Origin of the sequence: Pseudoalteromonas sp. RB2-MNA-CIBAN-0110, assembly GCF_040309305.1 — a bacterium.
In the GTDB taxonomy this organism is placed as follows: domain Bacteria; phylum Pseudomonadota; class Gammaproteobacteria; order Enterobacterales; family Alteromonadaceae; genus Pseudoalteromonas; species Pseudoalteromonas arctica.
Genome location: NZ_JBEOOQ010000009.1, coordinates 25,032 through 49,650, shown reverse-complemented (window position 1 = coordinate 49,650; position 24,619 = coordinate 25,032). Strand labels below are relative to the sequence as shown.

Sequence of the window (24,619 nt, the reverse complement as noted above, 5' to 3'; positions counted from 1 at the left end):
TTAGGCAAATTAACTATAGCTAATTTATGACATAAATGAAAACGGCGCATTAACAAATACGCCGTTTATTTTTTATAATTAGTAGTTTAGCGAGTTACGAATCGCTAACTTCACGTGCCCAATGATTTTGCTTTGCTACGTGTAGCTTGCGGTAACCATCAAGTAGTGCCGCATGCTTTTTAAAGCCTTCAAGCGATAAACCTGGGAAAGTTAAACCGTTAAACTGCTTTTTACCTTCGGCAATTTCTATAGCCAGCGCTACATTATTAGCACCAAACATTAAGCCTAATGCATCTTGGTAATCAGCGTATTCGCGCTCGTCATCGTATTTAATTTCAAGAATTGCTTTTAAACAGCGGAAGTGGCGCATTGCATCTTCGTTTACTTGGCCTGTATGAAGTATCCAATCAACCCAATCAATGGCTTCTTCGCTGCCTGCGGCTAAACATAGGTGCGCTTTAAGTTCACCTATACGCAGTGTGTGCCATGGTGTGTCGGCATCAGTTGCTAAGCCAATAAATTCTGCGGCGCGGATAATATCGCTATGACCGGCTTCTTCTAGGCTGTCGTAAATTTCCATCCATTGCTCTGCATCGTACTGATCAAGCGATAGGAATGCTTCGCGAAATTTTTCGCCTTCGTTGTTGTTGCGCCAAATAAGCTCATCAACAGGGTAAATATCTGACATGCCCGGCACTAAAATACGACATGCGTATACGTTTAAGTGCGTGTAATCCATGATGTATATATCGTGATCCATGCTGTGAATCAGGTCAGTACAGAAGTTATATTCTTGCTCTGTTGTGCCGCTAAAGTCCCAGTGTACAAATTCAAAGTCAGGTTTTGCACGGAAGAAATCATGCGAAATCAAACCGCTTGAATCAATAAAGTGCAGTTCAATGTTCTCTGGTGTTGCTACTTCATCGTTATCAAATGTTGCAGGTTGGAATACATCTAGCTGATCTAAACGACGACCTTGTAGTAACTCAGTAACGGTACGCTCAAGCGCAACTTCAAATGATGGGTGAGCACCAAAAGAAGCAAATACAGAACCATCAGTTGGGTTAATAAGCGTTACGCTCATTACTGGGTAAATACCCCCAAGCGATGCATCGGCAATACGTAAATGAAAGCCATGGCTGCGAAGCTCTTCACACGCTTCGTGAATTTTAGGATATTGCTTAACAACGTCTTCAGGCACGATTGGTAAACAAATGCCTTCGGCGATGATGCGGTTTTTAATAGCGCGTTCAAATACTTCTGATAAACCTTGTACGCGAGCTTCAAACTTCGTGTTACCTGCGCTCATACCGTTAGATACAAAAATATTACCAATAACGTTTACCGGAATGTATACGTCTTGGTTATCGCGTTGGCGTGTGTACGGCAGGGTACAAATGCCACGATCAATATTGCCAGAGTTAAAATCAAAGAGATGTGATGCGTTAAGTTCGCGCTCTGGGTCAAAGTAATCCCATAAGCTTTCATCCATAATACCTTGTGGTACTTCATCGCCTTCAACTTTAAACCATTTTTCGGTTGGGTAATGAGTAAACTCGCCATTGGCAAATTCTTCACCTAGATAAAAGTCTGCAAAAAAGTAGTTACAGCTTAAACGCTCAAAGTATTCACCAAGCGCTGAGGCAATAGAGGCTTTGTCGGTTGCGCCTTTACCATTGGTAAACATAACACCGCAGTCACTGTCTTTTATATGAACCGAATAACAGTTAGCTACAGGGTTAAGCCAAAGCGCTTCTTCAACATTAATGTGTAGGGCTTCAAGCTTGTTTTGCATGGTAGAGATTGACGATTCTAGGTCGCGGTCTTTACCTTTGATAAATGTTTTTTCAGTCATATTGATCTCAACTAGTTCTGCACGATGTGTGGAGCCGACATTATCGTGGATTTTGATGTTTATTTCACCCTTTGCGAGCAAGAACATTATTATTTAATAAAACTGTGGTTATTATATGTCCTTAACGCTTGGTCAAAAACGTGAAAAGGAAAGATTGATGTTTAAAGTAATCAAACGCTTGTTGTTATTAATTGTGATTTTAGGGCTGGCGAGTACTGCCATTGTTTATGGTGTGCTTAGTTTAAGTTTACCCGCCCTTGACGGAAACGGACGCAGTAATGCGGTAGTAGAGCCTGTAAAAATTTCACGCGATGCATTAGGGCAAGCGGTTATAAATGCCAATAGCCGAAACGACGCTGCCTATGGTTTAGGGTACGCGCATGGGCAAGACCGCTTTTTTCAAATGGATTTACTAAGGCGTAATGCTACAGGCGAGCTAAGTGAATTATTTGGCGAAGCCGCGCTTGGGCTTGATAAAAAGATGCGTTTTCATCAATTACGTAAACGCAGCCAAATTATTTTACAAACGCTGCCTGATACCGATAAGCAATTACTTAAAAGCTATGCTCAAGGTGTAAACGAAGGTTTAGCGCAAGTAGGGTATTCAAGCTTTGAATATTTACTAACAGGTGCAACGCAAAAGCCATGGCAAAGCGAAGACAGCCTACTTGTGATATTTAGCATGTACCTTGATTTACAAAGTGCGACATTTGAGCGCGACCAAGCACTTATTCAAATTGAGCAAGCGTACACAAAGCAAATGGTTGATTTTTTAACGCAACCAAGTAAATACCAAGCTGCGCTTGATGGCAGTAAATTAGCGCCTTATAACGCCGGTATACCTACTTTGCCAACTCAAACACAGCACACGGTTAAAAGTATTGAAGCCTACCAAGAGCGCGGCAGTAATAACTGGGCAGTTACAGGTGCGTTGACTAAAACAGGTGCTGGTATGGTGTCGGATGATATGCATTTATCGATGGCAGTGCCGGTTATTTGGTACAGAGCACAATTAAATTATACACAAAATGGAAAACCTGCTCAGGTAACCGGTGTATCGCTGCCCGGAGCGCCGGCAATCGTAGTGGGCACTAACAATAATATTGCATGGGGATTTACTAACGGCTATTTAGATACAGCCGATTGGATTGCCTTAAATGATGACAGTAAAACATGGCAAGTAGATGAACCTATTGCATTACCCGATGGGGGAGTCGAAAACTATTCATTAATACTTAGCGAATACGGACCTGTAAAATACATTAACGAAAAACCTTATGCATTGAGCTGGGCTGCACATCAGCCTTACGCCGTTAATATGCAACTATTAAAGTTAGAGCAAGCCAAAACAGTAGATGATGCACTTGCCGTAGCAAGCGATGTAGGAATACCTGTGCAAAACCTAATGGTGGTAGACAGCCAAGGTAGCGCCGCGTGGAAAAACATGGGCGGTATACCGGCGCGTAAAACGCCAAGTGAGCTTGGCGTAAATGCCGATGACTACTCAGCGCTTTGGCTGCAAAATGAATTAGAACGTCCCTTTATTAAAAACCCACAAAGCGGCAGATTATGGACTGGTAACTCTCGCGTGGTATCGGCTGAGGATAACGCCCGTTTTGGCAATGGTGGCTATGCACTCGGTGCACGTTCGAGTCAAATCCGCGATAGATTATTTGAAAAACAAACATTTGCAGAGAGCGACTTTTACGCACTACAGCTCGATAACCAAGCTCGCTTTTTAATGCCTTGGCATGCTTTGCTATTAAAGCAATTAAAAACAGATCAAACCAAAAATCAGCAATATATAACAGCGCTCGAAAATTGGCAGCAATGTGCGTGTTCAACCTCCATAGGGTATACCTTAGTTAAGCGCTACCGCGATGAAGTGATTAATATTTTATTTGGTAATATTGAAAGCCAATTAAATAAACAGCAAGGCACACTTAAATACGTAAAACGAGATTTAGAGCCCGCAGTTTGGCAGCTTATTAATAACAAACCCGATACGTGGATAAACCCGCAATTTAAAAGCTGGGATGCACAATTACACGGTGCATTTAACCAAACTATCACTAAGCTTACTGAGCGATTTGGTAATAATGTACAAAGCTGGCAGTGGGGCAAGGTCAATGAGTTAGTGATAGAGCATCCGTTTGCAAAGCAAATGCCGTTACTTGCTAAGTTATTAAATATGCCCACAGCAGCGGGTTTTGGTGATAGCTACATGCCCGCCGTACAAGGGCGTAGTTTTGGCGCATCGCAGCGCTTTATTGCTCAGCCTGGGCATTTAGAACATGCAATTTTAGCTATTCCCGGTGGGCAATCGGGGCATCCTCTTTCTGAATTTTATAGAGCGGGGTTTAGTGATTACGTAGAGGGTAAACATACACCTTTATTGCCGCAAACACTTATGCATCAAATAGTCATAAGTCCTATTAAATAACGTTTAAGTGATAAGTGAGTGAGCTTAAATAGTGATAAAAACGTTCTATATTTATTAATTCATACAACAGAGAACAAAAATGAAAAAAATACTACCCGCATTAATAACAGGTTTATTACTAAGTACAGCAGCGCAAGCAGACGAGGGACCAGTAACAGCACAAAAGCTAAGTGAGCATGTATACGTACTATTTGGGCAAGGCGGTAATATTGCAGCGAGTGTAGGTGATGATGGCATTTATATTATTGATGATCAGTTTGCTAAACTCTCAGATGATATTAAAAAAACGATTAGCGATTTAAAACCAGGCAGTGCAGAGTTTGTTATTAATACGCATCATCATGGCGATCATACCGGTGGCAACGAAAACTTTGCTAAAGCGGGTGCGCACGTTATAGCACACGACAATGTACATAAACGTTTAGAAGAGCAGCATGGAGAAGGGTCAGACTTTTTACCGCGCATTAGTTTTGGTCACGATTTAAAACTGCATTTTAATAATGAACACGCCCATGTAGTGCATTACGAACATGCACATACCGATGGTGACTCGGTTGTCTTTTTTAGTAACGACAACATAGTGCACATGGGCGATATTTACTTTAATTTTGGCAGCTTACCGTTTGTTGATGTAGATAGCGGCGGCAGCGTTGATGGTATTTTAGCGGCAGTAGACGATGTAGTTAAACAAATTGACGACAACACTAAAGTAATACCAGGACACGGTAAGGTAAGTGACCGTTCAGGACTGATAGCGTATGGTAAGCTAGTTCAAAACGCGAAAGACGTAATGCTAAAAGCAATGCAAAATAATGCAAGCTTAGAGCAAGTACTTAAAGCCGATCCATTGGCAGAACTTGGTCTTGAATACGCAGGCTGGTTACCAAAAGAGAAAGTAACCACACTCTTTTATCGCAGCTTAAAGTAGTACGTCTAAAGTAAAAAACATGATACAAAGCTGAGTGTATTCTTGATTTAATCGAGCGTACATTCGGCTTTTATTTTCTTATGCCTAAAGGAGTTGTGTATGTCGGCAGAAAAAACCCATCTTGAAATTTGTAACTTAACCAGAGAGCAATATCCGCAAATTAAAACCTTGATGGATCAAGCGTATCCCGACTTAGGTGGTGCGTGGCCAAGTCATACCATTTTTAGATTAATAGACCAATTTCCTGAAGGGCAAATAGGTATTGTAGATGACGGCGTGCTGGTGGGCTTAGCGCTGAGCGTACAAGTTGATTACACACGTTTTTCAAACCCGCATACATACGAAGACATTGCAGATGGTCACGACCGTGTATTTAGCGATACCGACGGCGATGCGCTATACGGCTTAGATGTGGCCATTAGCGAAACTCACAGAGGCATGCGATTAGGTCGTCGCCTTTATGATGCCCGTAAAGAACTGTGCCGCCAATATAACCTACGCGCTATTTTAGCGGGTGGGCGTATTCCGCGTTATTACAATCACAGTAGTGAAATGACGCCAATGGAATACATTGCAAAAGTAGATCAGAGAGAGCTGTACGATCCTATTTTAAGCTTTCAGTTATCTAACGATTTTCAGGTAAAGCGTTTACTTAAAAAGTACCTACCGGAGGATCAAGAGTCAGTTGGTTACGCCACTTTACTTGAGTGGAATAACATTATGTATGAACCAACCGACACGGTACTCGAGTCAACTAAATCAATTGTGCGCGTAGGTGCTGTGCAATGGCAAATGCGTTGTGTTGAATCGGTTGAAGAAATGCTAAAGCAGGTTGAATACTTTGTAGATACCGTATCTGACTACAAAAGTGACTTTATACTATTCCCTGAATTTTTTAACGCGCCATTAATGGGCTTAGGAAATCAAAGCAACCAAACTGAAGCGATTCGTTATTTAGCGGAATATACCGAAACGTTTAAAAACGCGATGTCGCGTATGGCAATAGAATACAACGCCAATATTATTACCGGCTCTATGCCGCTTGCCGAAGACGATAAAATTTATAACGTGAGTTATTTATGCCACCGCAGCGGTAAAATAGACGAGCAACGTAAAATACATATTACCCCGCATGAGCAAAACGATTGGGTTATTCAAGGCGGCGACAAAATTGCTGTATTTGAAACCGATGCTGGGCGTGTAGGTATTCAAATTTGTTATGACGTAGAGTTTCCTGAGCTTTCACGCATATTAGCAAAACAAGGGTTAGATATTTTGTTCGTCCCATTTTGGACCGATACTAAAAATAGCTACTTACGTGTGCGCCATTGTGCACAAGCGCGTGCAATAGAAAACGAATGTTATGTGGTTATTGCAGGCTCGGTAGGTAACTTACCACAAGTAGAAAGCCTTGATGTGCAGTACTCACAATCGGCTGTGTTAACGCCATCGGACTTTTCGTTCCCGCACGATGCAACACTTAACGAAGCCACACCTAATACAGAAATGCTGTTATTTAGTGACCTTGATATGGATAAGTTAAAAATTCTTCACAGCGAAGGCACAGTGCGTAACTTAAAAGATCGCCGCGAAGATTTATATGAAGTTATATTGAAAAAGAGAGATGTTTAATGGCGTGGATTTATTTGGTTATTGCCGGTTTACTTGAAATTGGCTGGCCGATAGGTTTAAAAATTTCGCAAAACTCAGATACTCGCTGGCAGGGCATCGCAATAGCGGTGGCATTTTTAGTCGCTAGTGGTTTAATGTTGTGGCTTGCCCAAAGGCAAATATCAATGGGCACTTCATACGCCGTGTGGACAGGCATTGGCGCTGCAGGTACGTTTTTAGTAGGTATATTGTTTTATAACGATGCCGCAACGTTTGGTCGTATTGCGGGAGTATTAATGATTATTAGTGGTGTGATAACCCTAAAAATCAGCTCTTAATTGGTAATTCGAATAAACGCTTAATTATGAATAGCGCAGGTATAAAAGCCTGCGCTTTTTTATGCTGCCATTAATTCGGCAGCATAACCAAAATAGCAGCAATAGCTATAAGTATTAAGCCTGCAGTATCTTGTTTTTTAAGTGGCTGTTTTAACCAAAGTACGGCAATTAGCATGGTAAAAAACACTTCAACCTGTCCAAGTGTTTTAACGTAAGCAACGTGCTGTAAGCTCATTGCACTAAACCAGCCAATAGAGCTGATACAACTAAAAACACTAATAGCGGCTGTAGTGCCTTTGTATTGCCACAGTTTACTGAGCGTTTTTGGCTCTCTTAATAATAAATAGCCCAGTAGTATTAGCGTTTGTAAGCTAATTACAAACAGCAAAACCCAAGCGGCTGAGTGGGGGAATAATAATCCTGAGTTTAAGCTCGCTTCACGTACCCACAGTGAGGTAAGAGCAAAGCAAGTGCCACATGCCAGTCCTAGTAATGCCGTTTTAGCATTAAAGTGTTTAACGCTTGTTATGCCGCTGAGTAGCAATACGGCAATAGCGCCAAAAAACACACCAAGCCAACCGAGTAAAGAAAGTGCCGAGCCAAAAAATAATACACCTAAAATAGCAGCCACTAACGCCTCGCTTTTGGCAAGACCAGCACCTACAGCGTAATTATTCATTTTAAATAGCTTAACCATTAAACCAGTGGCAAGTATTTGCATAACACTTGCGCCTACAATAAATCCCCAAAAGGCATTATTAAACGTAGGCATGGCTGTATCTTGATATTGATACAAACCATATAAATACACGGCAGCAATAGGGCCTGCAATAATAAAGCGAGAGAGGGTTACGCCAGCCACACTCACATCGTTACTTAATTTACTTTGCAAGGCATTACGCCATGCTTGCATAAAGGCGGCTAAAAAAGTGAAAAATATCCAGGTCATGGTCGTCATCGTTAAAATGTAAGGCAGTAAAGTTAACAAGCTTTGTGAAGTAAAGCGATGCATTAACTATGATGTTGAATATTCATCATCTGCGACATTATGTCGCATGGGTTTGAGGATATATTTAGCTATAGTAAGCCTGATGTTATTGTTAGCCGCCAGCGTTTGTCATAAACGTATCTGGCGGCTTTTTTATTGCGCTTATGCTAAATTATCCGAAACATCAAAAGGATAAATTATGACAACATTAGTTGTATGTGCATTACTTGCGGTATTAATGCCTTACTTTGCAAAAGTGCCGGTTGCTATAGCAATGGCAAAATTAGGTCGATACGACAATAAACATCCAAGGGCGCAACAAAAAAAATTAACCGGCTTTGGTGCACGGGCGCTCGCTGCTCATCAAAACTGTTTTGAATCGCTCGCTGTTTTTGCTGTCGCTATTGCAGTTGTACTGGGCACTAACTCTGTAGGTGCAGTGACCGAAACGCTAGCGGTTACGCATATTGTGTCGCGTATTTTGTATTGCGTTTTTTACTATATGAACCTAGATATAATTCGCTCATTAGTGTGGTTTATTGGTTTGGGTACAGCCATATCCATGATTGTGGTGAGCTTATAACTTTATGGCGTAAAACCACAAAGCAAGCAGCCTAAAAGGGCGCTTGCTTTGTAGTCTTGAAAAATCTAATAAAGTTAGTGCGATACTTTAATTCGCTCTATTAAATCGGTATTAGCAACTTCATTGTTTATTGCAAAATCGAGCTGTACAAGTACGTTTTGATAACCCATTGATGAGGGTTTGTATTGCCACTGTCTTAGCGCCTTTTTAGCTTCACGGTCAAATATGGCTTCAGGCTTTGCAGTAACAACAGAAACATTAGCGGTTTCACCATTGGGAGTTATATCGTACTTTAATACCACTGAGCCGCTGATGCCTTGTTGAGCTGCTTGTATTGGATAAAGGGGTTCAATACGCATTGTCGGTGAAATGTGATCCTCTTTAGTCATTGCCTCTGGTTGCTTTGCAATCGCTAATCCGCTTAGCATACTTGCTGCTACAAGCAATAAGCCACCTTTAGCAAACTTTGAACGCTCTGTGCTGTGTTTTATATTAGTAAGTCGTTGTAACATGGTTTTTTTATCTCCGTAGTGTGAATAAGCCATAAGTCCTGTGGGCGCATTTGCCGCGCAGTTTATTAAGGCTTTGCTATATAAAATATGTTGTTGTGTGGTTTTATTGCTAAGTACCCGTTCATCACAAGTCAGCTCTTGTAGTCGGCGCATGCTTGCGTAACAAAACCAAGCTAGTGGGTTAAACCAAAGTAAAATAGTAGGTAGTAATATAAGTGCGTTTGTTAGGTTGTCTTTGCGTTTTATGTGTACGTTTTCGTGCTCTAAAATAAGCGCTAATGTGGCTTTATCAAACTGGGTATTGTAGTTACTCGGTAACACCAGCTTGCTGTTTAAAATACCGACAACCATTGGCGTGGCTACATGTTGGCTGGTATAAGTTTTAACATCAGCGGTAAGAGTGCCTTCAAATTGTGTTAACTCAGTTAACTGCAGGCTTTTAACAAAGCGGGTATGCGTAATAAAGCTAGCTATTAATAACCCTGCGGTAATAAGTACATATATGAGCGCCCAGCTAATACCCATTTCATGTGTAAAAGGCTGGTTAGGGGTGATTAAGTAATGGCTAATATTGCTATTTTGCAGTGGTTTAATCGCATTTGGTAAATTAGCAATAACCAATGCCGCAGGTAATAGCCATGCTAATTTATATACAAACCGCGAGCCAAGGGCTTTTAAACCAAATCGCTCGAGTAAAATAAATCCACAAAACAAAATGCTTAATAGTAATTGCTGCTCAATCAACCAATTAAAACCAGTTTGAATAACCATGTTAATCCCTTACTTTTGGTTTTTTTCCCAGTCATCTATAACTTTTTTAAGCTCGTTTATATCTTGCTGAGAAAGCTGCTCCGATTTAGCAAAACCACTTACAAGTGGCGCAATACGCCCACTAAAAAAGCGCTCAATAAAGTTTTGGCTTTCTTTTAAGGTGTAGTCGACGCGCTCCATACACGGCATATAAATATACTGACGACCTTCTTTTTCAAATGTAAGTGCGCCTTTTTTTACTAGTCGACCTAGTAGGGTTTTAATGGTTTTTTCGTGCCATTGCTTATCGTCGCTTAAGCGCTCAATTATTTGGCTCGCGGTGGCGGGGTAGTTAATCCAAAGTGCGTCGAGCACGTCAAACTCTGCTTTTGATAACTCAATCATGCTATTGCCTACAAATGTAATCTTCAATTAAAGACTACACCTGTAATCTTTAATTGCAAGTTTATTTTTAACTTTTTGAGATGTAATTAAGTGACTTGGTATTAGATTTTTGAAATATCGTTTTTATTAATTTGTATATATTGGTTTTCAGGTAGGTTTAGTTTTGAAAGGGTGAGGTCACTAAATTGCACTCTAAATAAATCAATTACTTTATATCCGCAGTAATGCGCCATTTTACGTATTTGTCTGTTTAGCCCTTGTTTTAAAACAATACTAAACTGATTGCTGGCTATTTTATTTACTTCACAAGGCAGGGTTATGTGTTTATCAACGGGTACGCCTGCTGCCATTTTTTTACAAAAAGCATCGTCTAAAGGCTTATTTACGGTGACTAAATAATGTTTAGGCTGGTGGAAGTCAGGATGTATTAGTTGATTACAAAAATCCCCATCGTTGGTCAAAATAAGCAAACCGCGAGAGTCTTTATCTAATCGACCAATAGGGTAAACGCGGGTGAGTGTGGGCAAATGGTGAATAAGGCTGGCAGGGTCATCAATATTTAATTTGCAGTCAATACCTACTGGTTTGTGGTACGCAAAATAAACTAAATCGGCAGCACCTTTAATTTCTTTTTCGTTCACTATTATTGTGTCTTGCTCGTCAACGTGATCTATATGATTCGCTGGGCGATTATTTACAGTCACCACACCTTCATCAATTAAACGCGATGCCTGTTTACGAGAACAAATACCTGCATGGGCAATATATTTAGCGAGTCGGATTTTTGTGCTCATAACGTGTGACGCCAGCGGCTAATAAAAATTTGATCGTGATTATAGCAAAGCTGCGTATCGATAATGTTAAATAACCAGAACTCAGGTTAAATATAAAAAGGTAGCCAAGATGGGTATTAAATTTTCACAGTTAAAAAAGCACGAGCCGCTACAAAAAGTCATTGTTCACTCGTTAGATATGGCGCTTTATCAAGTATCAGTAATGATTAATAACGTTGAATACTATGTAACAGAAGACAGCGGTGAGTTTTTAAGAGCGCTAAGCCCACTGCATGTTCAAAAGCGTTTTGACAAAATAGCGTATGCCGAAATGGTACTGCGCCAAACAAGCGCTTACGACGAAATGTGCGGTCAGCCAGAAAAAACCGGTAGCAATATGCTTGAAGTACCTTACGGTAAAAATAATCTTTATTGATTGAGCTAATTTGCTAGTATCTGCTTTTTAAGGGCGATAAATGTATCAATTAAAAGTAGATAATACCGATGCGTTAAACTCAGCGCTTCGCGCACAAATGGTTGAATTTAACGCCCAGCATTTTGATGCGCAAAGAGTGCCATTAGGCTATAAATTTACTGATGAGCAAGGCGAGCTTGTTGCCGGTATTAGTGGGTGTGTGTTTGGAAATTGGCTGATGATTGGTTGGCTTTGGTGTAGCGATAGTGCACGAGGTAAAGGGCTTGCAGATAAACTGCTAACGGAACTTGAACAAGCTGCTATTGAGCTAGGAGCAACAACTGCTCAGCTTGATACACTTGATTTTCAAGCAAAACCTTTTTACGAAAAGCGCGGTTATAGTGTTAAGTATCAACTTAATAATTACCCACGCTCAGGTACGCGTTACTTTATGGAAAAGCCACTTTAATTTTTGCTGGCTATTTTTCTTTTAGTGGCTCGCCTTCAAAGGTAATACCTAAAAAAGGTGTTGCCTCTGGTGCTAACATAAAAGTGCGAATATTTAGGTGATCATCGCCTTTTGGGTTTTGCAGCACGTCTTCTCGGTAAAACTTACCAAAGCAATCTAACGTATTTTGTTTACTTAAATCGTTTAATTTAGCAAACGCAAAAATTTTACATGAGCCGTTGTTCTCACTCGCAGCGCTAAGTAATCCATGGTTATTAAAGCCACATGCAGTAAAGTCGTAATTTGCTTCAATCACCGCCATTGTATCGGTAAATTGAATGCTTTTTGGGTTTTCAGCAAGTGCTTTTAAATAGTTATTTAGTGTCATGTGTTACCTTTGGATTTTTAATTATTTAGCGCTCAACTCTAGCTCATCTGTTTGCTGATTTATATTGAATTTAAATCGCGATAAAAAGTTCATCCCTAGCAAACCTTGTCCGCGTGTGTTTTCAATGCTCAACACTTCAAAACCATAAATAATTTGCGAGCCCACTTTAAACGATTCAATTTGATAACGTTTTACAACAATTTGACCGTTAGCTGTGTTTACCGTTACATCGCCTAAATATAAAGGTTGTGGCGAAATTTGCTCAATTATACTTGTAGGTAGTGAGGTTACGCTTGCGCCTGTATCAATCATTAGTTCGGTCGATAGATTGTTATTTATTTCGGTGTTTATTAAGTAATGCGCGCCGTAAGGCGTTAAAGCAACAAAGTCGTCTTGCGATTGTGCTTTATTGATCATAGCTTGCAGTGTTTGCACTTGGCTTTTTAGATTGTGCTGGTTTGGCATTCGATCAAGGGTTGCTTGTGCACTAATTAAATCGCCTTGCTGATAGTAGGCGTACGCAAGCGGATATAAAAACTGCGCGTTATCGCTTTTATAATCAAGCCAAATTTGTGTTTGCTCAATAATAGCTTGCCAATTTTGTTGCTCAGTTAATGTGTGTAATTCGTTTTGAGTGAGCGTATTTAAACGTGTATTTACGTTGTTTTGCTGATCAGCAGGTAGTAATGAATTCAGCTCAAATAAAGCAATAATGGCGTTTTGTGTTTGCTCGCTATTTATTAAATACTCAACCTGTAAATTAAGTAATTCTACGTTATAAGGGCTGTTATTTAATAGCGCATTGAGAAATGATTCGCTAAGTAATAAATTGCTATTTAGCCATATTTTAAGCTGCACTAGCCACGATGAATAAAGGTTTTTTGCACTTTCTGGGTAGCTATTTTTGAGTTGTTGATAGCTACTAAGTGCGGCTTCAAATTGGTGTTGTTTAAATTGCTGCTTTGCCGTATTTAGTAACGTATTTTGTTGTTTAGGCGATATGCTTTGCTGGGCACTTTGCGTTTTTTGTGGTGTAGTTAACGCAGGCTGCGGCCATAATAAATAAGCGTTAAGGCTAAGCGAGCCAATTAATAGCAAGGTGATTAGCTTGGTATAGTGGCTCATTGTGACCTCTTATTTTTAAACGAGTTTATACCAACTTTATTAAAACATGATCATTTTATCGCATTAAATAACTCACTAACTGCGTTAAAAATTATTTATATAGAACAACTATATGTCACAATTTTCGCCTTGTTATTGTGCTATTTTCTTAGCGCTATAATAGAACACTTATTTAATGCAATTGGTATTATTTAATAAAGTGCGTTAAAGCATGGATGTTGACTATTTCAATATCAGCCAGCCCTTTATAAGCATAATTGGCGCCTTGATCGTTTAACCATACCGATTGGCAACCGGCATTATTTGCGCCTTGTACGTCGGTATCTAGGCTATCGCCAATGTGTAAAATTTCACTTTTAGCAACGTTTAAATGTGTGGCTGCTTTATCAAATAAGGTGCTGTGAGGTTTTGCTTTACCGTGCATACCTGCTTGCAGTACGAGTTCAAATTTATCGTGTAAGTTAAAGCGTTCAATTTCAACGTTACCGTTAGTAATCGCAACAAGCGTAAAGTGCTGGGCTAAGTTATCTAGCAGCTTTAGTACGTCATCGGTTACCACTATTTTACTGCGCGCATCGGCAAAGGTGTTGTAGGCAGCATTTGCATGATGCTCTACCTCTTCCTCATTCAAATCTAGTTTAGAAAGGGCTAAGCGCAATGTATGTTGGCGCCATTTAGTGACGTTATCAGCAAGTTCAGGTAACTGTAATACGGCCTCATTGCGGCATTGTTGCCAGTATTTTGGGCCTTGGGCTAAGTAGCTCGGGAGCGCGTTTAAATAATCTTGCTGCGCTTTAACCGCTGCTTTTATAATGGGGTGATTGTTGTAAAGAGTGTCGTCTAAATCAAAGCTCATGACAGAAAATGGCTTAATAGCACGATTAAATCGGATCATTTTTATTTACCTAATCAGTTCGTTTTTTTGCACGAGGGTGAGTGTTGTCGTACACCTTGGCTAAATGCTGAAAATCTAAATGCGTATACACTTGTGTAGCCGACAAACTGCTGTGCCCTAGTAATTCTTGCACGGCGCGTAAATCACCAGATGATTCTAAAATATGTGACGCAAACGAGTGGCGCAGCTTATGCGGGTGAACCTGCGAGCTAATGCCTTGTTTTATTCCCCACTCTTGCATGCGTAGGCGCACTTGGCGAATCGAAATACGATTTTTTTGGCTACTTAAAAATACTGCTATTTCATCGGGCTTTGCAAACTGAGGGCGTATTGTGAGCCATTTTTTTAATGCGTCTAACGCTTTTTTACCCACCGGAATTAATCGCTCTTTATTGCCTTTACCACGCACTAAAATTTCGCCATTAGCAGCACTAATATCTTGCATGTTAGCGCCAACTAACTCGCTTATACGCAGCCCTGATGAATACATAAGCTCCATCATTGCTTTATCTCTAATTGCGAGAGGTTCGTCGTCGGGTATTTCGAGCAAGCGTGCCATTTGATCCACATCGAGATTTTTAGGTAGGGGCTTTGCAAACTTAGGACCTTTTATACCCACCGCCGGATTATGGTAATGCGATTGCTCGGCAATATTTTTTGCTTTTAAAAACTTATATAAGCTGCGAATACAACTGAGCTTTAAGCTAATTGTACGGCCACTTAATTGTTTTGAGCGTAGTGCCATGCTGTAGCGGCGAATATGCTCGCCTTGCACGCCAAACCAGTCATCACATAATTTGCTAAAATAAAGGGCTGCAAAGCCAAGCTGGCTTACATATTGATTAACGGTGTGCGCTGAATATTGTTTTTCAAACTTTAAATAATCGCTAAATAGCGTTACGGGTGTACGCCAACTGTCGCTTAACTGGGTAGTATTAGGCGCATCGTCACTCATGCTAGTTTTTGCAACCGCAGGTGTAATGCGTTTATAAAGTCGAGTACAAACAGGTTATCTTGAGCGGGCTCAAAGTGGTTTACGTTACTGCTACCAAACGCCAAAATAGCGATAGGGTGCTTGGTGTCGCCAATTAAATAAATAGCGACAGATTGTGTATCTTCACTAAATAATAATTCGCGCTCTTGCTGATTAATACGCCCTAAATAATGCCCAGAATGGGTAAGGCGATGTGAAATAAGCTCGTCGTACTCGGGATTATATTTTACTAATTTGCAGTCGCTAACATCTTCACTTGAGCATATTATATTACGCAGATTATTTGCAAGAGTGTCAAAATCGTTATGATTCCAAAGCTGGCGATGGCACTGGCTAAACAAGCGATATACGAGCTCGTTTTGCGTTGCATGCTTGCTCATAGCATCTATTTGGTTTTTTAAAAGCGTGTTGTGCTCGCGTAATTGGCGTTGCTGAATATGTACCAGCGACGTTGCACCTTGAGCTTGCTGTTGCAGCTCAAGTTGTGCGAGTAGCTCCGGGTGTTGAACCAAAAAATCAGGATGTTGATGTAAGTAATCAATAACCTGTTCTTTACTTAGCTCGCTCATAGCGCTACTTGCCCGTCGAACACATGCTCTGCGGGGCCAGTCATGCGTACTGGGTGACCTTCGCCACTCCAACGTACTTGTAAGCTACCGCCTGGTAAATCTACTTGAACGGTTGTTGATAATTTATTTTGCATGTGACCAATAACCATTGCTGCACACGCACCTGTGCCACAGGCTAGGGTTTCGTTAACGCCTCGCTCCCACACTCTTAATTTAATGTGTTCATGCGATACAACTTGCATAAAGCCAATGTTCGCTTTTTGCGGAAAACGTTCGTGGTTTTCAAGTAATGGACCCAATATATCAACTTGCGCGGTGGTTACGTCGTCAACTTCTAGCACGCAATGCGGGTTACCCATAGATACCGCGCCACTAAATACAGTGTGTTCTTCGGTTCTAATAATATAAGTAAGCTCACGCTTGCTCGCTTTTAAAGGGATTTTACTTGGCTCAAAATTTGGATGACCCATGTTAACCGTTACTTGACCGTCTTTTTCTATGTAGAGCGTTAAGTTGCCCGACTTGGTCGACACAGTAATTTTATGCTTGTTAGTAAGGCCCTTCATACGTACAAAGCGGGCAAAACAGCGTGCGCCGTTACCGCATTGTTCTACTTCGGTACCATCGGCATTAAATATTCGATAATGAAAGTCGAGATCAGGAGAGTATGGCGCTTCAACCATTAGCAATTGGTCAAAGCCAATGCCAAAATGGCGATCTGCCAGTTTTTTGATTTGATCTCGCGACAAAAAAACATTTTGTGTAATGTTATCAATCACAACAAAGTCGTTGCCTAAGCCGTGCATTTTGGAAAAATTAACTAACATAGCGCTCTAATTCGGTTTTGCTCTGTGCTAATCATGCCACAGAGCAGCTAGTAGACAAAAACGTTTATGGTAAAACTTTCTCACCTTGATAAAGGCTTTCAATAGTTTCGCGTTCACGAATAAGATGGTGCTGCTGACCATCTACCATTATTTCTGCAACACGCGGGCGCGAGTTGTAGTTTGAACTCATGGTAAAGCCGTATGCACCAGCACTTCGTTGTGCGAGTAAGTCGCCTTGTTTAAGCGCTAGTTCACGATCTTTTCCTAAAAAGTCGCCGGTTTCGCACACAGGGCCCACAATATCAAAGTTGTGAGTCGGTGTTTCGTCGTCGCGAACTGATACCGGAATGATTTTTTGCCACGCTTGATAAAGCGCAGGGCGAAGCATGTCGTTCATACCTGCATCTACAATGGCAAAAAATTTGTCTTGGTTTTGTTTAATAAATTCAACTTGAGTAACTAAAATACCTGCGTTAGCTGCAATAGCGCGCCCTGGTTCAAAAATTAGTTCAAGGTGTTTATAGTTAGCTAAGCGTTCGGTAACTTGCGCTGCATATTCACTTGGGTGCGGTGGTTGCTCGTTGTTATATGGCACGCCTAAACCGCCACCAATATCTAAGTGAGTTAGCTCAATACCGTTGGTTTTTAGCTCATCAATAAGCGCCATGAGTTTATCAAGGGCTTCTAAAAATGGTCTAACTTCAGTTAATTGAGAGCCAATATGGCAATCAACACCAATAATTTTTAAACCAGGTAAAGCCGCTGCTTGTTGATAAACACTTACAGCAGTTTGTATATCAATACCAAATTTATTTTCTTTTAAACCAGTAGAAATATACGGATGTGTTTTTGCATCTATGTCGGGGTTTACGCGAATAGAAATAGGCGCTTCTAAGTTAAGCTCGCAAGCCACTTCAGAAATACGCTCAAGCTCAGAGGCTGATTCAACGTTAAAGCATTTAATCCCCAATTTTAATGCGTACGCTATTTCGTCTGCTGTTTTAGCCACGCCCGAAAAAACCACTTTAGAAGCATCGCCTCCCGCTTTAATTACACGCGCAAGTTCGCCTTTGGATACAATATCAAAACCCGATCCTAGGCGCGCTAATATATTAAGCACGGCAATATTTGAGTTTGCTTTTACGGCGTAACACACCAAGCTTTTATGATTTTTAGTGGCGTTAGCAAACGCTAAATAATGGCGTTCAAATGTAGCGCGCGAGTACACATAACACGGCGTACCGTATTGCTGCGCTATGCTTGCCACACTGACGTCTTCGGCAAATAATTGGTTGTTTTTGTAGTTAAAATAATCCATTTATTGCTCCTGACTTTGCGATATTTTGGCTTGCTCAGCGGTAGTGGCTGGCTGAGCTGTATTTTGAGGTTGGTTTTGCTCTGTTTGTTGCTCTGGTAAATATAACGGACCGCTTTGTCCGCAGCCAGCTAAGGCGCTTAACAGTACAGTGCTTATTAATAGTTTTTTTAATTGTAAGGTATGTGTCGCTTTCATTAGATTAATACGGTTGCTGGCTTTATAATCGCAGAGTAACAGAATATCTAAAAAATGCAGCTATTCGCGGATGATTTTATTCCTGTTACACTAGGACTTGTTTATCTCTCGAGGTTGAATTTGCGCTGCCCGTTGGGTTCGTCCTAGGAACGATTTACTCTTTGTTGCTCGGTTTTAACTTAGTCCACTAGGTTACAAACCTCGCGCCGCGATTAAATCGCCCCTAGATAGAACAAATTTCAATCCTGAAAGGTTAACAGGCCCTAGCTGCACATTTTTAAAGCTAATTCAAAGCTAAAACGTACCCAATATTAGGCGGCTCGCCTGCAAAGGAAATAACAATGACTGAACACGAATATCACCAATTAGCCGAAGCTCTTATGTTCACTATTGAAGAGCAGGTTGATGATTGCGAAGCTGATTTAGATTACGAATCGGCACAAGGTATTTTAGAAATAATTTTTCCTGATAAAAGTAAAATAGTGATTAACAAGCAAGCACCTCTTCACCAAGTATGGGTTGCGACTAAGTTTAACGGACATCATTTTGAAATGCGTGATGGGTTATGGATTGATAACCGTTCTGGCGCTGAATTTTGGGCGTTTATAAATGAAGCCTCAACTCGCCAAGCAGGCCAAGAAGTTAAGTGGCAATCATCACTATGAGTTTAGAATTTGTAGAATATGCAGCCCAAAGTGAGCACAAAGCAACGGTTATTTGGTTACATGGTTTAGGTGACTCTGGGGATGGTTTTGCGCCAGTAGCTCCGCAGCTTAATTTACCAAGTGAGCTTGGTATACGGTTTGTTTTTCCGCATGCGCCAGTACAACCGGTCACCATAAATGGTGGCATGGAAATGCGCTCTTGGTACGATATTAAATCTATAGAATTAGATAAGCGTGCCGATGAACAAGGCGTAAGGGATTCGGCTGCAAAGGTAGAAGAGTTAATTAATAAAGAAATTGCTAATGGTATACCTGCTAATAAAATTATTTTAGCTGGCTTTTCTCAAGGTGGTGTTGTGTCTCTGCATTTAGCACCGCGCTTTGAGCAAAAGCTTGGGGGTGTTATGGCGCTTTCTACTTATATGTGTGTGCCGCAAAAATTTGCTGATGAAGCAAAGCATACTGATTTAAACGTATTTATGGCTCATGGTAGCCAAGATAACGTTGTACCGCATAGTGCGGGAAGAAGTGCGTTTGAAGTATTAACAGCACATAACATGGATGTAAGCTGGCAAGAATACCCAATGGCTCACCAAGTTTGCGCAGAAGAATTGCAAGCTATTCGCCAATGGTTAATTGCTCGTTTAAGCTAATTTTGGAACCGCTGAGGTCAATATGAGTCAAAAAATAGTTATTAAAGCAAATGTTAAACGCGAACTACAAGAGAGTGTACCAACGGTAAGCTACGAGTGGAATTGGCGTCGTATTGTGAGTATTGCTATGTTGGTATTAATGACCTCTGCAGCAGTTGTGTATGGCTTAACAACGTCAGCCAGTGCAGAGCAAGGTGAGCATCCAAATGAGCAGGAGCAATTTTTAAGCTTTAGCAGTAACGCTCAAAACCAGGCAAACGTTGAAGTAACGGATGTTGAGTCTGAATCATCAATAAACAATACCCCTAATGAATCTGCAGAGGTAATGCAAGCTCGGATTGAACCGTTGTCAGCTGAGCAAAATGAGGCTCAACTAAGCATTTCAAGTAATACATCTGATGAAGCTGAGCTTGTAAATAATCCCCCTGTTTTATTGGCTAACAACGATAGTGTTACTGAACAAAGCGAAAGCATTAATACAGAGTTAAACTCAAACCTTGATAATGATGTGCAAGAAGAAACCGCAGAAGCTCAAAACGTAGCTGAGCTAGCCAGTCAAAGCGACTTACTTTTAGAGTTAGAAAGTGATGATGGCGCATTGAGTGGCACTGAAGGTTTTTCGCCGACAGCACAAGTGGCAAGTGTGGCTTTGGGCGCGCAAATAGACACGGGTAAAATTAGCCGTGCGGTACTTACTCGTAAAGTAAGTAAGCGTGAGCCCACTAATGTGTTTGCTGCTGATATTAGATTAAGTCAGTTTGATGAAGGCGTATCGTTTTTTAGTGAGATTAAAAATCTTCAAGGCCAGCAAGTTAAGCATGTTTGGTCGTTTGAAGGTGAAACTATGGCTGAAATTACACTTAATGTTACTTCGCCTCGCTACAGAACGTACTCAACAAAAAATATCATGGACACACAAACAGGCCATTGGCGTGTTGATGTAGTTGATGAGCAAGGCAATTTAATTGCCCAAAAAGAGTTTAGAATTTTAGCTGACTAAAACTAGCTAAACGCAGTAATTAATTGGATACCCCTATGACAGAAAAAACAAAATTAGTACGCATCGCAACGCGCAAAAGCGCCTTAGCACTTTGGCAGGCCGAATTTGTAAAAGCAGAGCTTGAGCGTTTTCATGCAGATGTGCGCGTAGAATTAGTCCCAATGTCGACGCAAGGGGATATAATTTTAGATACGCCATTGGCTAAAATTGGCGGTAAAGGCTTATTTGTTAAAGAGCTAGAGCAAGCTATGTTAGATGGCCGAGCTGATATTGCCGTGCATTCTATGAAGGACGTGCCAGTAGAGTTCCCAGAAGGATTAGAGCTGTATACTATTTGTGAGCGTGAAGATCCGCGTGATGCGTTTGTATCAAACAATTTTGCAAATTTAAACGAGCTACCACAGGGCGCCATTGTGGGTACTTCGAGCTTACGCCGCCAGTGCCAAATTAAAGCACTTCGCCCTGATTTAGATATTCGTGATTTGCGCGGTAATGTAAATACGCGTTTAGGTAAATTAGATGATGGCCAATACGATGCTATTATTTTAGCGGCAGCGGGGCTTATTCGTTTAAAAATGAGTAAGCGTATTGCTGACTACATTGAGCCAGAAGTGTCATTACCGGCAAATGGTCAAGGCGCTGTAGGTATTGAATGTCGTATTGATGATGAAGTAACAAAAGCATTACTTGCACCACTTGAGCATACCCAAACACGTATTCGCGTAAATGCAGAGCGTTCGATGAACCGCTATTTAGAAGGTGGTTGCCAAGTTCCTATTGGTGCTTATGCATTAGTTGATGGCGAGCAGGTACATTTGCGTGGTTTAGTGGGTGCTGTTGATGGCAGCGAAATTTTACGTGACGAAGTAACAGGTCATGTAAATGACGCAGAAGAACTAGGTATTGAGCTTGCTAAAAAATTACTAGCTCAAGGCGCAGACAAAATATTAGCTGAAGTTTATAGAGACGCATAAATGACACATATTCTGATAACTCGGCCCGAAGGAAAAGGCGCAGCCCTTGCACAGCAACTTGAGCAAGCGGGTTATCAGGCGTCTTTATTTCCGGTATTAAAAATAACGCATTTAACACCCTCCAGCACTGAACTTAGTCCGCTGTTAAATGCAGATAAAATAATATTTATATCGCAAGATGCAGTCAGTGCACTTTCGCAATTAAAACCCGATATAAATACCAAAGCGCAGTTTTATGCGGTTGGACAACAAACAGCCGACATTATATATGAGCAATTTGGTGTGCGCGCAGCAGTACCAAAGCAGTATGATTCAGAAGGGTTGCTTGCGCTCAAATCACTCGCCGAGGTTGATGGCAGTAATATAGTGTTAGTTAAGGGGCAAGGTGGCCGCTCTGAGTTAGCTAAAACGCTAAAAGAGCGCGGTGCTTTTTTAAATAATTGTGTTGTGTACAAACGTGAACCCACAGAGAGTATTACCCCTAACTGGACAGACCACTGGAAAAGCCAGAATGTACACGGTATAGTCATAACAAGTAATGCAGCAGTTGATGCTATATTTAAAAGCCTTACTGCACACCAACTACAATGGTTACAACAGTGCCGATTTTATGTTGCAAGCGAGCGGATAGCCGCTTATTTAAAGTTGCAACAGGTAAGTTCGGCTAATATACACATTGCAGCAGGGGCTAGCGATAATGCTATGTTTACCTGCATAAATCAGCAAGGTAGCAACATGAGCGAACAGTCAAAGCCAGTTACGGCAGAAAAAGCCACATCAACAATAGCTAACCCGGCCTCAGCTAAATCAGCTAAGCAAGAGCCAGCAGCTACAAAAAATACGACAGAAAAAAACAAACAAAAGGTAAGTAAGGTTGCAGCACTTGCGCTTCTTATTTCGTTAATTGTGGCCTCTGGTGTTGGATACGAGTTTTATCAAAAATTAAATGCTGGTAAGGTGCAAAACCTAGCCGTTAATGAGTTAAGCGAGAAAAATAAGTTACTCGTTCAAGAGCTGCAAGCACTTAAATCGGCGCAATCTAATTTGCAGCAAGCGCTGTTTAATAGTGAGAAAAAAGTAGCCGCAACCTTAAGTGAAAGTGCAGCTCAAAATCAGCAAGAGCTAAAAGCAGCCCTGCAAAAAGCGCAGCAACAAGGCTCGTCTTTAAACCCACAAGAAGTAACCAGCTTACAGCGTATGGCTGAATTTAAACTATGGGCTGAAAAAGATTACCAAGGCACTAGTGCTGTTTTAAAGCGCTTAGATGCATTACTTAGCGAACACCCAGGAACAGTTGAAGTTCGCCAAGCTATTATGCAAGACATACAAACACTTGATAGCCTTAAACCTATAGCAACAGAGGCTATTTATTTACAGCTAAACAGTGCACTTAATAGCGTTGATAATTTAGTTTTTAATGCGGTTAACTTGCCAGAAGAAGCGGCTGCAATAGATGAAAATGCTTTAAGTGATGACGTGAGTGATTGGCAGCAAAACCTGAGTAATAGCTGGAATAAAATTGTGGATAGCTTTATTACTATTCGCCAGCACGAAGGTGTTTCCATTGAGCCATTACTTACAGATCAAGAGCGCCATTTAATTAATCAACGAATCAAGCTTAATATAACTCAGGCACAAGATGCACTTATGAGTAAGCAGGCGAGTATTTTCTTTAGCGCCTTAAGTGAAGCAAAACGTTTAGTTGGTGAGTACTTTAAGCAAGACGATGATGCAACCAAAACGGTACTTAAAGCGTTGTCTAAACTCGAAAAAGAGCAGCTTAATTTTAATCCAAAAATAACCTTAAATAGTACACAAAAGGTTAAGGAGTGGGCGCAATGATAGGGCTAATTATTTTAATTGTAGCTATTGTTGTTGTACTAGCGGTTACTCCATTTGTGCTAGATGAAAAAGGTTATGTACTTATTTCATTTAACAATACGACGATAGAAGGCACGATAGTATCGTTTTGTATAATGGCAGTCATTACCGCTGTTGTTTTATATTTAACATATAAGCTAATCCGCTACTTATTATCGATTTATCATAATACTAAACATGGCTTTTTTGCACGTAGCCAAGAGCGCAAACAAGTAGCTATTGAGCAGGCTCTGTGGAGTGCTATTAATGATGATTATGAGCATGTAGAGCAGGCTCTATCGGGTAATAGCGTACCAGATAAGTTTGAAGATATTCGCTTAGCATTACTTGCAAAAGCAGCGCTTGCTAATAATCAAACAGATAAAGCACTTGAGCGTTTATTTGAAATAAGCCCAGAGCATCAATTAAAAGTAGCAAAGCTATGGTTGGCAAGTGGCGACAGTAGCGCGATTGAATCACAAATGCGTATTAGCGCAGAAGCTAAAAAAGCCACCGCACTTGAGTTAAAACTTTATGCAGAAGTATTAGTACAGCAACAACACTTTAGTGCGCTGGAAGATTTTTTGCCGCGTTTATTACGCAAAAAAGCACTTACTGATGCACAGTGGACGCAGTTATTTAGTGCCTACTTTAATGCGTTAGATGCAGACAAACTGAGTGAAAAATATAAACAGCTACCGAAAAAGCTGCAAGCTCATGCCCACACCGCATATTTAATGCAAATGGCGCAAGCAGGTCAATTGGCTGCTATTGAAAGTGACTTAATTAAAATGGTTAAGCACAATGAGCAACACTTAGAGCTTGCCAATATATTAAGTAAAGCAACAGCAGCCGATGCGCCTAAGTTGCAAATAAACATACAAGAACGCCTTAAAAAGGATGATTCAAATAATTCACTATTACTTGCGCTGGCTTGCCTTGCTAATGCTAAAGGTGATTATGACTTAGCAGCTAGAATTTTTGATAAAGCACTGAATAGTGACAATAAAAAACAGTTCTCTGAACAAGCTGTTTTAAGTTATAAAAATAGTGCACAAGCAGAAAAGGCGCTCGTTTTATATCAATAAATGACTACACTATAACTAC

The 24,619-nt window shown here is 40.7% G+C and carries 26 protein-coding genes; 13 read left to right on the top strand and 13 right to left on the bottom strand.

The window, feature by feature from the left end; translation table 11 throughout:
• Window positions 1-94: 94 nt before the first annotated feature.
• Window positions 95-1,855 carry a 30S ribosomal protein S12 methylthiotransferase accessory factor YcaO gene (gene ycaO, locus AAEY68_RS06855; RefSeq protein WP_350585718.1) on the bottom strand — a complete coding sequence of 587 codons (1,761 nt, stop codon included), beginning with the start codon at window positions 1,853-1,855 and terminating at the stop codon, window positions 95-97.
• A 157-nt stretch (window positions 1,856-2,012) separates the two neighbouring features.
• Between ycaO and AAEY68_RS06850 the strand changes: the two genes are divergently transcribed.
• From AAEY68_RS06850 to AAEY68_RS06835, 4 genes are all read left to right on the top strand, one after another.
• A complete protein-coding gene (locus AAEY68_RS06850) occupies window positions 2,013-4,298 on the top strand; it encodes a penicillin acylase family protein (protein ID WP_350585717.1) in 2,286 nt (761 codons plus the stop codon).
• Window positions 4,299-4,377: 79 nt separating this feature from the next.
• A complete protein-coding gene (locus tag AAEY68_RS06845) occupies window positions 4,378-5,226 on the top strand; it encodes an MBL fold metallo-hydrolase (RefSeq protein WP_007580517.1) in 849 nt (282 codons plus the stop codon).
• A 99-nt stretch (window positions 5,227-5,325) separates the two neighbouring features.
• Window positions 5,326-6,858 carry a bifunctional GNAT family N-acetyltransferase/carbon-nitrogen hydrolase family protein gene (locus AAEY68_RS06840; protein WP_010554553.1) on the top strand — a complete coding sequence of 511 codons (1,533 nt, stop codon included), beginning with the start codon at window positions 5,326-5,328 and terminating at the stop codon, window positions 6,856-6,858.
• Window positions 6,858-7,175, top strand: coding sequence for a DMT family transporter (locus tag AAEY68_RS06835; protein ID WP_024592625.1), 318 nt, complete (start codon window positions 6,858-6,860; stop codon window positions 7,173-7,175). The genes AAEY68_RS06840 and AAEY68_RS06835 overlap by 1 nt, the downstream gene beginning before the upstream one ends.
• 70 nt (window positions 7,176-7,245) lie before the next feature.
• On the opposite strand, the gene AAEY68_RS06830 is transcribed toward AAEY68_RS06835, so the two are convergent.
• Window positions 7,246-8,124, bottom strand: coding sequence for an EamA family transporter (locus AAEY68_RS06830; RefSeq protein WP_350585716.1), 879 nt, complete (start codon window positions 8,122-8,124; stop codon window positions 7,246-7,248).
• A 238-nt stretch (window positions 8,125-8,362) separates the two neighbouring features.
• On the opposite strand from AAEY68_RS06830, the gene AAEY68_RS06825 reads away from it, so the two are divergent.
• On the top strand, window positions 8,363-8,746 hold the full coding sequence (locus AAEY68_RS06825) for an MAPEG family protein (protein WP_024592624.1): 384 nt from the start codon (window positions 8,363-8,365) through the stop codon (window positions 8,744-8,746).
• Window positions 8,747-8,820: 74 nt separating this feature from the next.
• Here AAEY68_RS06825 and AAEY68_RS06820 read toward each other — a convergent pair whose 3' ends face one another.
• The 3 genes from AAEY68_RS06820 to AAEY68_RS06810 all read right to left on the bottom strand — a co-directional run bounded on the left by AAEY68_RS06820 (window position 8,821) and on the right by AAEY68_RS06810 (window position 11,207).
• Complete coding sequence (locus tag AAEY68_RS06820; protein ID WP_024592623.1) at window positions 8,821-10,029, bottom strand: M56 family metallopeptidase; 1,209 nt, start codon at window positions 10,027-10,029, stop codon at window positions 8,821-8,823.
• A 9-nt stretch (window positions 10,030-10,038) separates the two neighbouring features.
• A complete protein-coding gene (locus AAEY68_RS06815; RefSeq protein ID WP_024592622.1) occupies window positions 10,039-10,413 on the bottom strand; it encodes a BlaI/MecI/CopY family transcriptional regulator in 375 nt (124 codons plus the stop codon).
• 101 nt (window positions 10,414-10,514) lie between these two features.
• Complete coding sequence (locus tag AAEY68_RS06810) at window positions 10,515-11,207, bottom strand: pseudouridine synthase (protein WP_024592621.1); 693 nt, start codon at window positions 11,205-11,207, stop codon at window positions 10,515-10,517.
• Between the two features lie 109 nt (window positions 11,208-11,316).
• On the opposite strand from AAEY68_RS06810, the gene AAEY68_RS06805 reads away from it, so the two are divergent.
• Together AAEY68_RS06805 and AAEY68_RS06800 are read left to right on the top strand one after the other, a co-directional pair.
• On the top strand, window positions 11,317-11,622 hold the full coding sequence (locus AAEY68_RS06805) for a DUF6482 family protein (protein ID WP_024589642.1): 306 nt from the start codon (window positions 11,317-11,319) through the stop codon (window positions 11,620-11,622).
• A 40-nt stretch (window positions 11,623-11,662) separates the two neighbouring features.
• Window positions 11,663-12,070 carry a GNAT family N-acetyltransferase gene (locus AAEY68_RS06800; RefSeq protein ID WP_024592620.1) on the top strand — a complete coding sequence of 136 codons (408 nt, stop codon included), beginning with the start codon at window positions 11,663-11,665 and terminating at the stop codon, window positions 12,068-12,070.
• A 10-nt stretch (window positions 12,071-12,080) separates the two neighbouring features.
• Here AAEY68_RS06800 and AAEY68_RS06795 read toward each other — a convergent pair whose 3' ends face one another.
• The 8 genes from AAEY68_RS06795 to lptM form a co-directional block, all read right to left on the bottom strand.
• Complete coding sequence (locus AAEY68_RS06795; RefSeq protein ID WP_024592619.1) at window positions 12,081-12,437, bottom strand: HopJ type III effector protein; 357 nt, start codon at window positions 12,435-12,437, stop codon at window positions 12,081-12,083.
• A gap of 21 nt (window positions 12,438-12,458) precedes the next feature.
• Complete coding sequence (locus AAEY68_RS06790) at window positions 12,459-13,562, bottom strand: retroviral-like aspartic protease family protein (protein WP_024592618.1); 1,104 nt, start codon at window positions 13,560-13,562, stop codon at window positions 12,459-12,461.
• Window positions 13,563-13,749: 187 nt separating this feature from the next.
• The gene (locus AAEY68_RS06785; protein WP_024592616.1) at window positions 13,750-14,457 is read right to left on the bottom strand and encodes an HAD-IA family hydrolase; all 708 of its coding nucleotides are present in this window, start codon (window positions 14,455-14,457) and stop codon (window positions 13,750-13,752) included.
• A 10-nt stretch (window positions 14,458-14,467) separates the two neighbouring features.
• Window positions 14,468-15,412, bottom strand: a complete 945-nt coding sequence (locus tag AAEY68_RS06780; RefSeq protein WP_350585715.1) for a tyrosine recombinase XerC — start codon at window positions 15,410-15,412, stop codon at window positions 14,468-14,470.
• Window positions 15,409-16,020, bottom strand: a complete 612-nt coding sequence (locus AAEY68_RS06775; RefSeq protein WP_350585714.1) for a DUF484 family protein — start codon at window positions 16,018-16,020, stop codon at window positions 15,409-15,411. The genes AAEY68_RS06780 and AAEY68_RS06775 overlap by 4 nt, the downstream gene beginning before the upstream one ends.
• Window positions 16,017-16,847, bottom strand: a complete 831-nt coding sequence (gene dapF, locus AAEY68_RS06770; RefSeq protein ID WP_007580548.1) for a diaminopimelate epimerase — start codon at window positions 16,845-16,847, stop codon at window positions 16,017-16,019. The genes AAEY68_RS06775 and dapF overlap by 4 nt, the downstream gene beginning before the upstream one ends.
• 64 nt (window positions 16,848-16,911) lie before the next feature.
• Window positions 16,912-18,165, bottom strand: a complete 1,254-nt coding sequence (gene lysA, locus AAEY68_RS06765; RefSeq protein WP_024589650.1) for a diaminopimelate decarboxylase — start codon at window positions 18,163-18,165, stop codon at window positions 16,912-16,914.
• Window positions 18,166-18,360, bottom strand: coding sequence for an LPS translocon maturation chaperone LptM (gene lptM, locus AAEY68_RS06760; protein ID WP_024592613.1), 195 nt, complete (start codon window positions 18,358-18,360; stop codon window positions 18,166-18,168).
• Between the two features lie 341 nt (window positions 18,361-18,701).
• On the opposite strand from lptM, the gene cyaY reads away from it, so the two are divergent.
• Genes cyaY through AAEY68_RS06730 form a run of 6 tightly spaced genes read left to right on the top strand, consistent with a single transcriptional unit; the run spans window position 18,702 to window position 24,600 of the window.
• Window positions 18,702-19,025 (top strand): iron donor protein CyaY, encoded by a 324-nt coding sequence (gene cyaY / locus AAEY68_RS06755; RefSeq protein ID WP_002960979.1) that lies wholly within the window; start codon window positions 18,702-18,704, stop codon window positions 19,023-19,025.
• Window positions 19,022-19,678 carry an alpha/beta hydrolase gene (locus tag AAEY68_RS06750; RefSeq protein WP_007580555.1) on the top strand — a complete coding sequence of 219 codons (657 nt, stop codon included), beginning with the start codon at window positions 19,022-19,024 and terminating at the stop codon, window positions 19,676-19,678. The genes cyaY and AAEY68_RS06750 overlap by 4 nt, the downstream gene beginning before the upstream one ends.
• Before the next feature lie 22 nt (window positions 19,679-19,700).
• A complete protein-coding gene (locus AAEY68_RS06745) occupies window positions 19,701-20,678 on the top strand; it encodes a DUF2914 domain-containing protein (protein ID WP_121954370.1) in 978 nt (325 codons plus the stop codon).
• A gap of 35 nt (window positions 20,679-20,713) precedes the next feature.
• Window positions 20,714-21,652 carry a hydroxymethylbilane synthase gene (gene hemC, locus AAEY68_RS06740; RefSeq protein WP_010554568.1) on the top strand — a complete coding sequence of 313 codons (939 nt, stop codon included), beginning with the start codon at window positions 20,714-20,716 and terminating at the stop codon, window positions 21,650-21,652.
• Window positions 21,653-23,494 carry a uroporphyrinogen-III C-methyltransferase gene (locus AAEY68_RS06735; protein WP_024592611.1) on the top strand — a complete coding sequence of 614 codons (1,842 nt, stop codon included), beginning with the start codon at window positions 21,653-21,655 and terminating at the stop codon, window positions 23,492-23,494.
• Window positions 23,491-24,600 (top strand): heme biosynthesis HemY N-terminal domain-containing protein, encoded by a 1,110-nt coding sequence (locus AAEY68_RS06730; RefSeq protein ID WP_010554570.1) that lies wholly within the window; start codon window positions 23,491-23,493, stop codon window positions 24,598-24,600. The genes AAEY68_RS06735 and AAEY68_RS06730 overlap by 4 nt, the downstream gene beginning before the upstream one ends.
• The last annotated feature ends 19 nt before the right edge of the window (window positions 24,601-24,619 follow it).

What these genes read in the sequence shown, in the direction of transcription:
- ycaO (WP_350585718.1), bottom strand. Translation starts at nt 1,855, where the DNA reads ATGACTGAAAAAACATTTATCAAAGGTAAAGACCGCGACCTAGAATCG.
- AAEY68_RS06850 (WP_350585717.1), top strand. Translation starts at nt 2,013, where the DNA reads ATGTTTAAAGTAATCAAACGCTTGTTGTTATTAATTGTGATTTTAGGG.
- AAEY68_RS06845 (WP_007580517.1), top strand. Translation starts at nt 4,378, where the DNA reads ATGAAAAAAATACTACCCGCATTAATAACAGGTTTATTACTAAGTACA.
- AAEY68_RS06840 (WP_010554553.1), top strand. Translation starts at nt 5,326, where the DNA reads ATGTCGGCAGAAAAAACCCATCTTGAAATTTGTAACTTAACCAGAGAG.
- AAEY68_RS06835 (WP_024592625.1), top strand. Translation starts at nt 6,858, where the DNA reads ATGGCGTGGATTTATTTGGTTATTGCCGGTTTACTTGAAATTGGCTGG.
- AAEY68_RS06830 (WP_350585716.1), bottom strand. Translation starts at nt 8,124, where the DNA reads ATGACCTGGATATTTTTCACTTTTTTAGCCGCCTTTATGCAAGCATGG.
- AAEY68_RS06825 (WP_024592624.1), top strand. Translation starts at nt 8,363, where the DNA reads ATGACAACATTAGTTGTATGTGCATTACTTGCGGTATTAATGCCTTAC.
- AAEY68_RS06820 (WP_024592623.1), bottom strand. Translation starts at nt 10,029, where the DNA reads ATGGTTATTCAAACTGGTTTTAATTGGTTGATTGAGCAGCAATTACTA.
- AAEY68_RS06815 (WP_024592622.1), bottom strand. Translation starts at nt 10,413, where the DNA reads ATGATTGAGTTATCAAAAGCAGAGTTTGACGTGCTCGACGCACTTTGG.
- AAEY68_RS06810 (WP_024592621.1), bottom strand. Translation starts at nt 11,207, where the DNA reads ATGAGCACAAAAATCCGACTCGCTAAATATATTGCCCATGCAGGTATT.
- AAEY68_RS06805 (WP_024589642.1), top strand. Translation starts at nt 11,317, where the DNA reads ATGGGTATTAAATTTTCACAGTTAAAAAAGCACGAGCCGCTACAAAAA.
- AAEY68_RS06800 (WP_024592620.1), top strand. Translation starts at nt 11,663, where the DNA reads ATGTATCAATTAAAAGTAGATAATACCGATGCGTTAAACTCAGCGCTT.
- AAEY68_RS06795 (WP_024592619.1), bottom strand. Translation starts at nt 12,437, where the DNA reads ATGACACTAAATAACTATTTAAAAGCACTTGCTGAAAACCCAAAAAGC.
- AAEY68_RS06790 (WP_024592618.1), bottom strand. Translation starts at nt 13,562, where the DNA reads ATGAGCCACTATACCAAGCTAATCACCTTGCTATTAATTGGCTCGCTT.
- AAEY68_RS06785 (WP_024592616.1), bottom strand. Translation starts at nt 14,457, where the DNA reads ATGATCCGATTTAATCGTGCTATTAAGCCATTTTCTGTCATGAGCTTT.
- AAEY68_RS06780 (WP_350585715.1), bottom strand. Translation starts at nt 15,412, where the DNA reads ATGAGTGACGATGCGCCTAATACTACCCAGTTAAGCGACAGTTGGCGT.
- AAEY68_RS06775 (WP_350585714.1), bottom strand. Translation starts at nt 16,020, where the DNA reads ATGAGCGAGCTAAGTAAAGAACAGGTTATTGATTACTTACATCAACAT.
- dapF (WP_007580548.1), bottom strand. Translation starts at nt 16,847, where the DNA reads ATGTTAGTTAATTTTTCCAAAATGCACGGCTTAGGCAACGACTTTGTT.
- lysA (WP_024589650.1), bottom strand. Translation starts at nt 18,165, where the DNA reads ATGGATTATTTTAACTACAAAAACAACCAATTATTTGCCGAAGACGTC.
- lptM (WP_024592613.1), bottom strand. Translation starts at nt 18,360, where the DNA reads ATGAAAGCGACACATACCTTACAATTAAAAAAACTATTAATAAGCACT.
- cyaY (WP_002960979.1), top strand. Translation starts at nt 18,702, where the DNA reads ATGACTGAACACGAATATCACCAATTAGCCGAAGCTCTTATGTTCACT.
- AAEY68_RS06750 (WP_007580555.1), top strand. Translation starts at nt 19,022, where the DNA reads ATGAGTTTAGAATTTGTAGAATATGCAGCCCAAAGTGAGCACAAAGCA.
- AAEY68_RS06745 (WP_121954370.1), top strand. Translation starts at nt 19,701, where the DNA reads ATGAGTCAAAAAATAGTTATTAAAGCAAATGTTAAACGCGAACTACAA.
- hemC (WP_010554568.1), top strand. Translation starts at nt 20,714, where the DNA reads ATGACAGAAAAAACAAAATTAGTACGCATCGCAACGCGCAAAAGCGCC.
- AAEY68_RS06735 (WP_024592611.1), top strand. Translation starts at nt 21,653, where the DNA reads ATGACACATATTCTGATAACTCGGCCCGAAGGAAAAGGCGCAGCCCTT.
- AAEY68_RS06730 (WP_010554570.1), top strand. Translation starts at nt 23,491, where the DNA reads ATGATAGGGCTAATTATTTTAATTGTAGCTATTGTTGTTGTACTAGCG.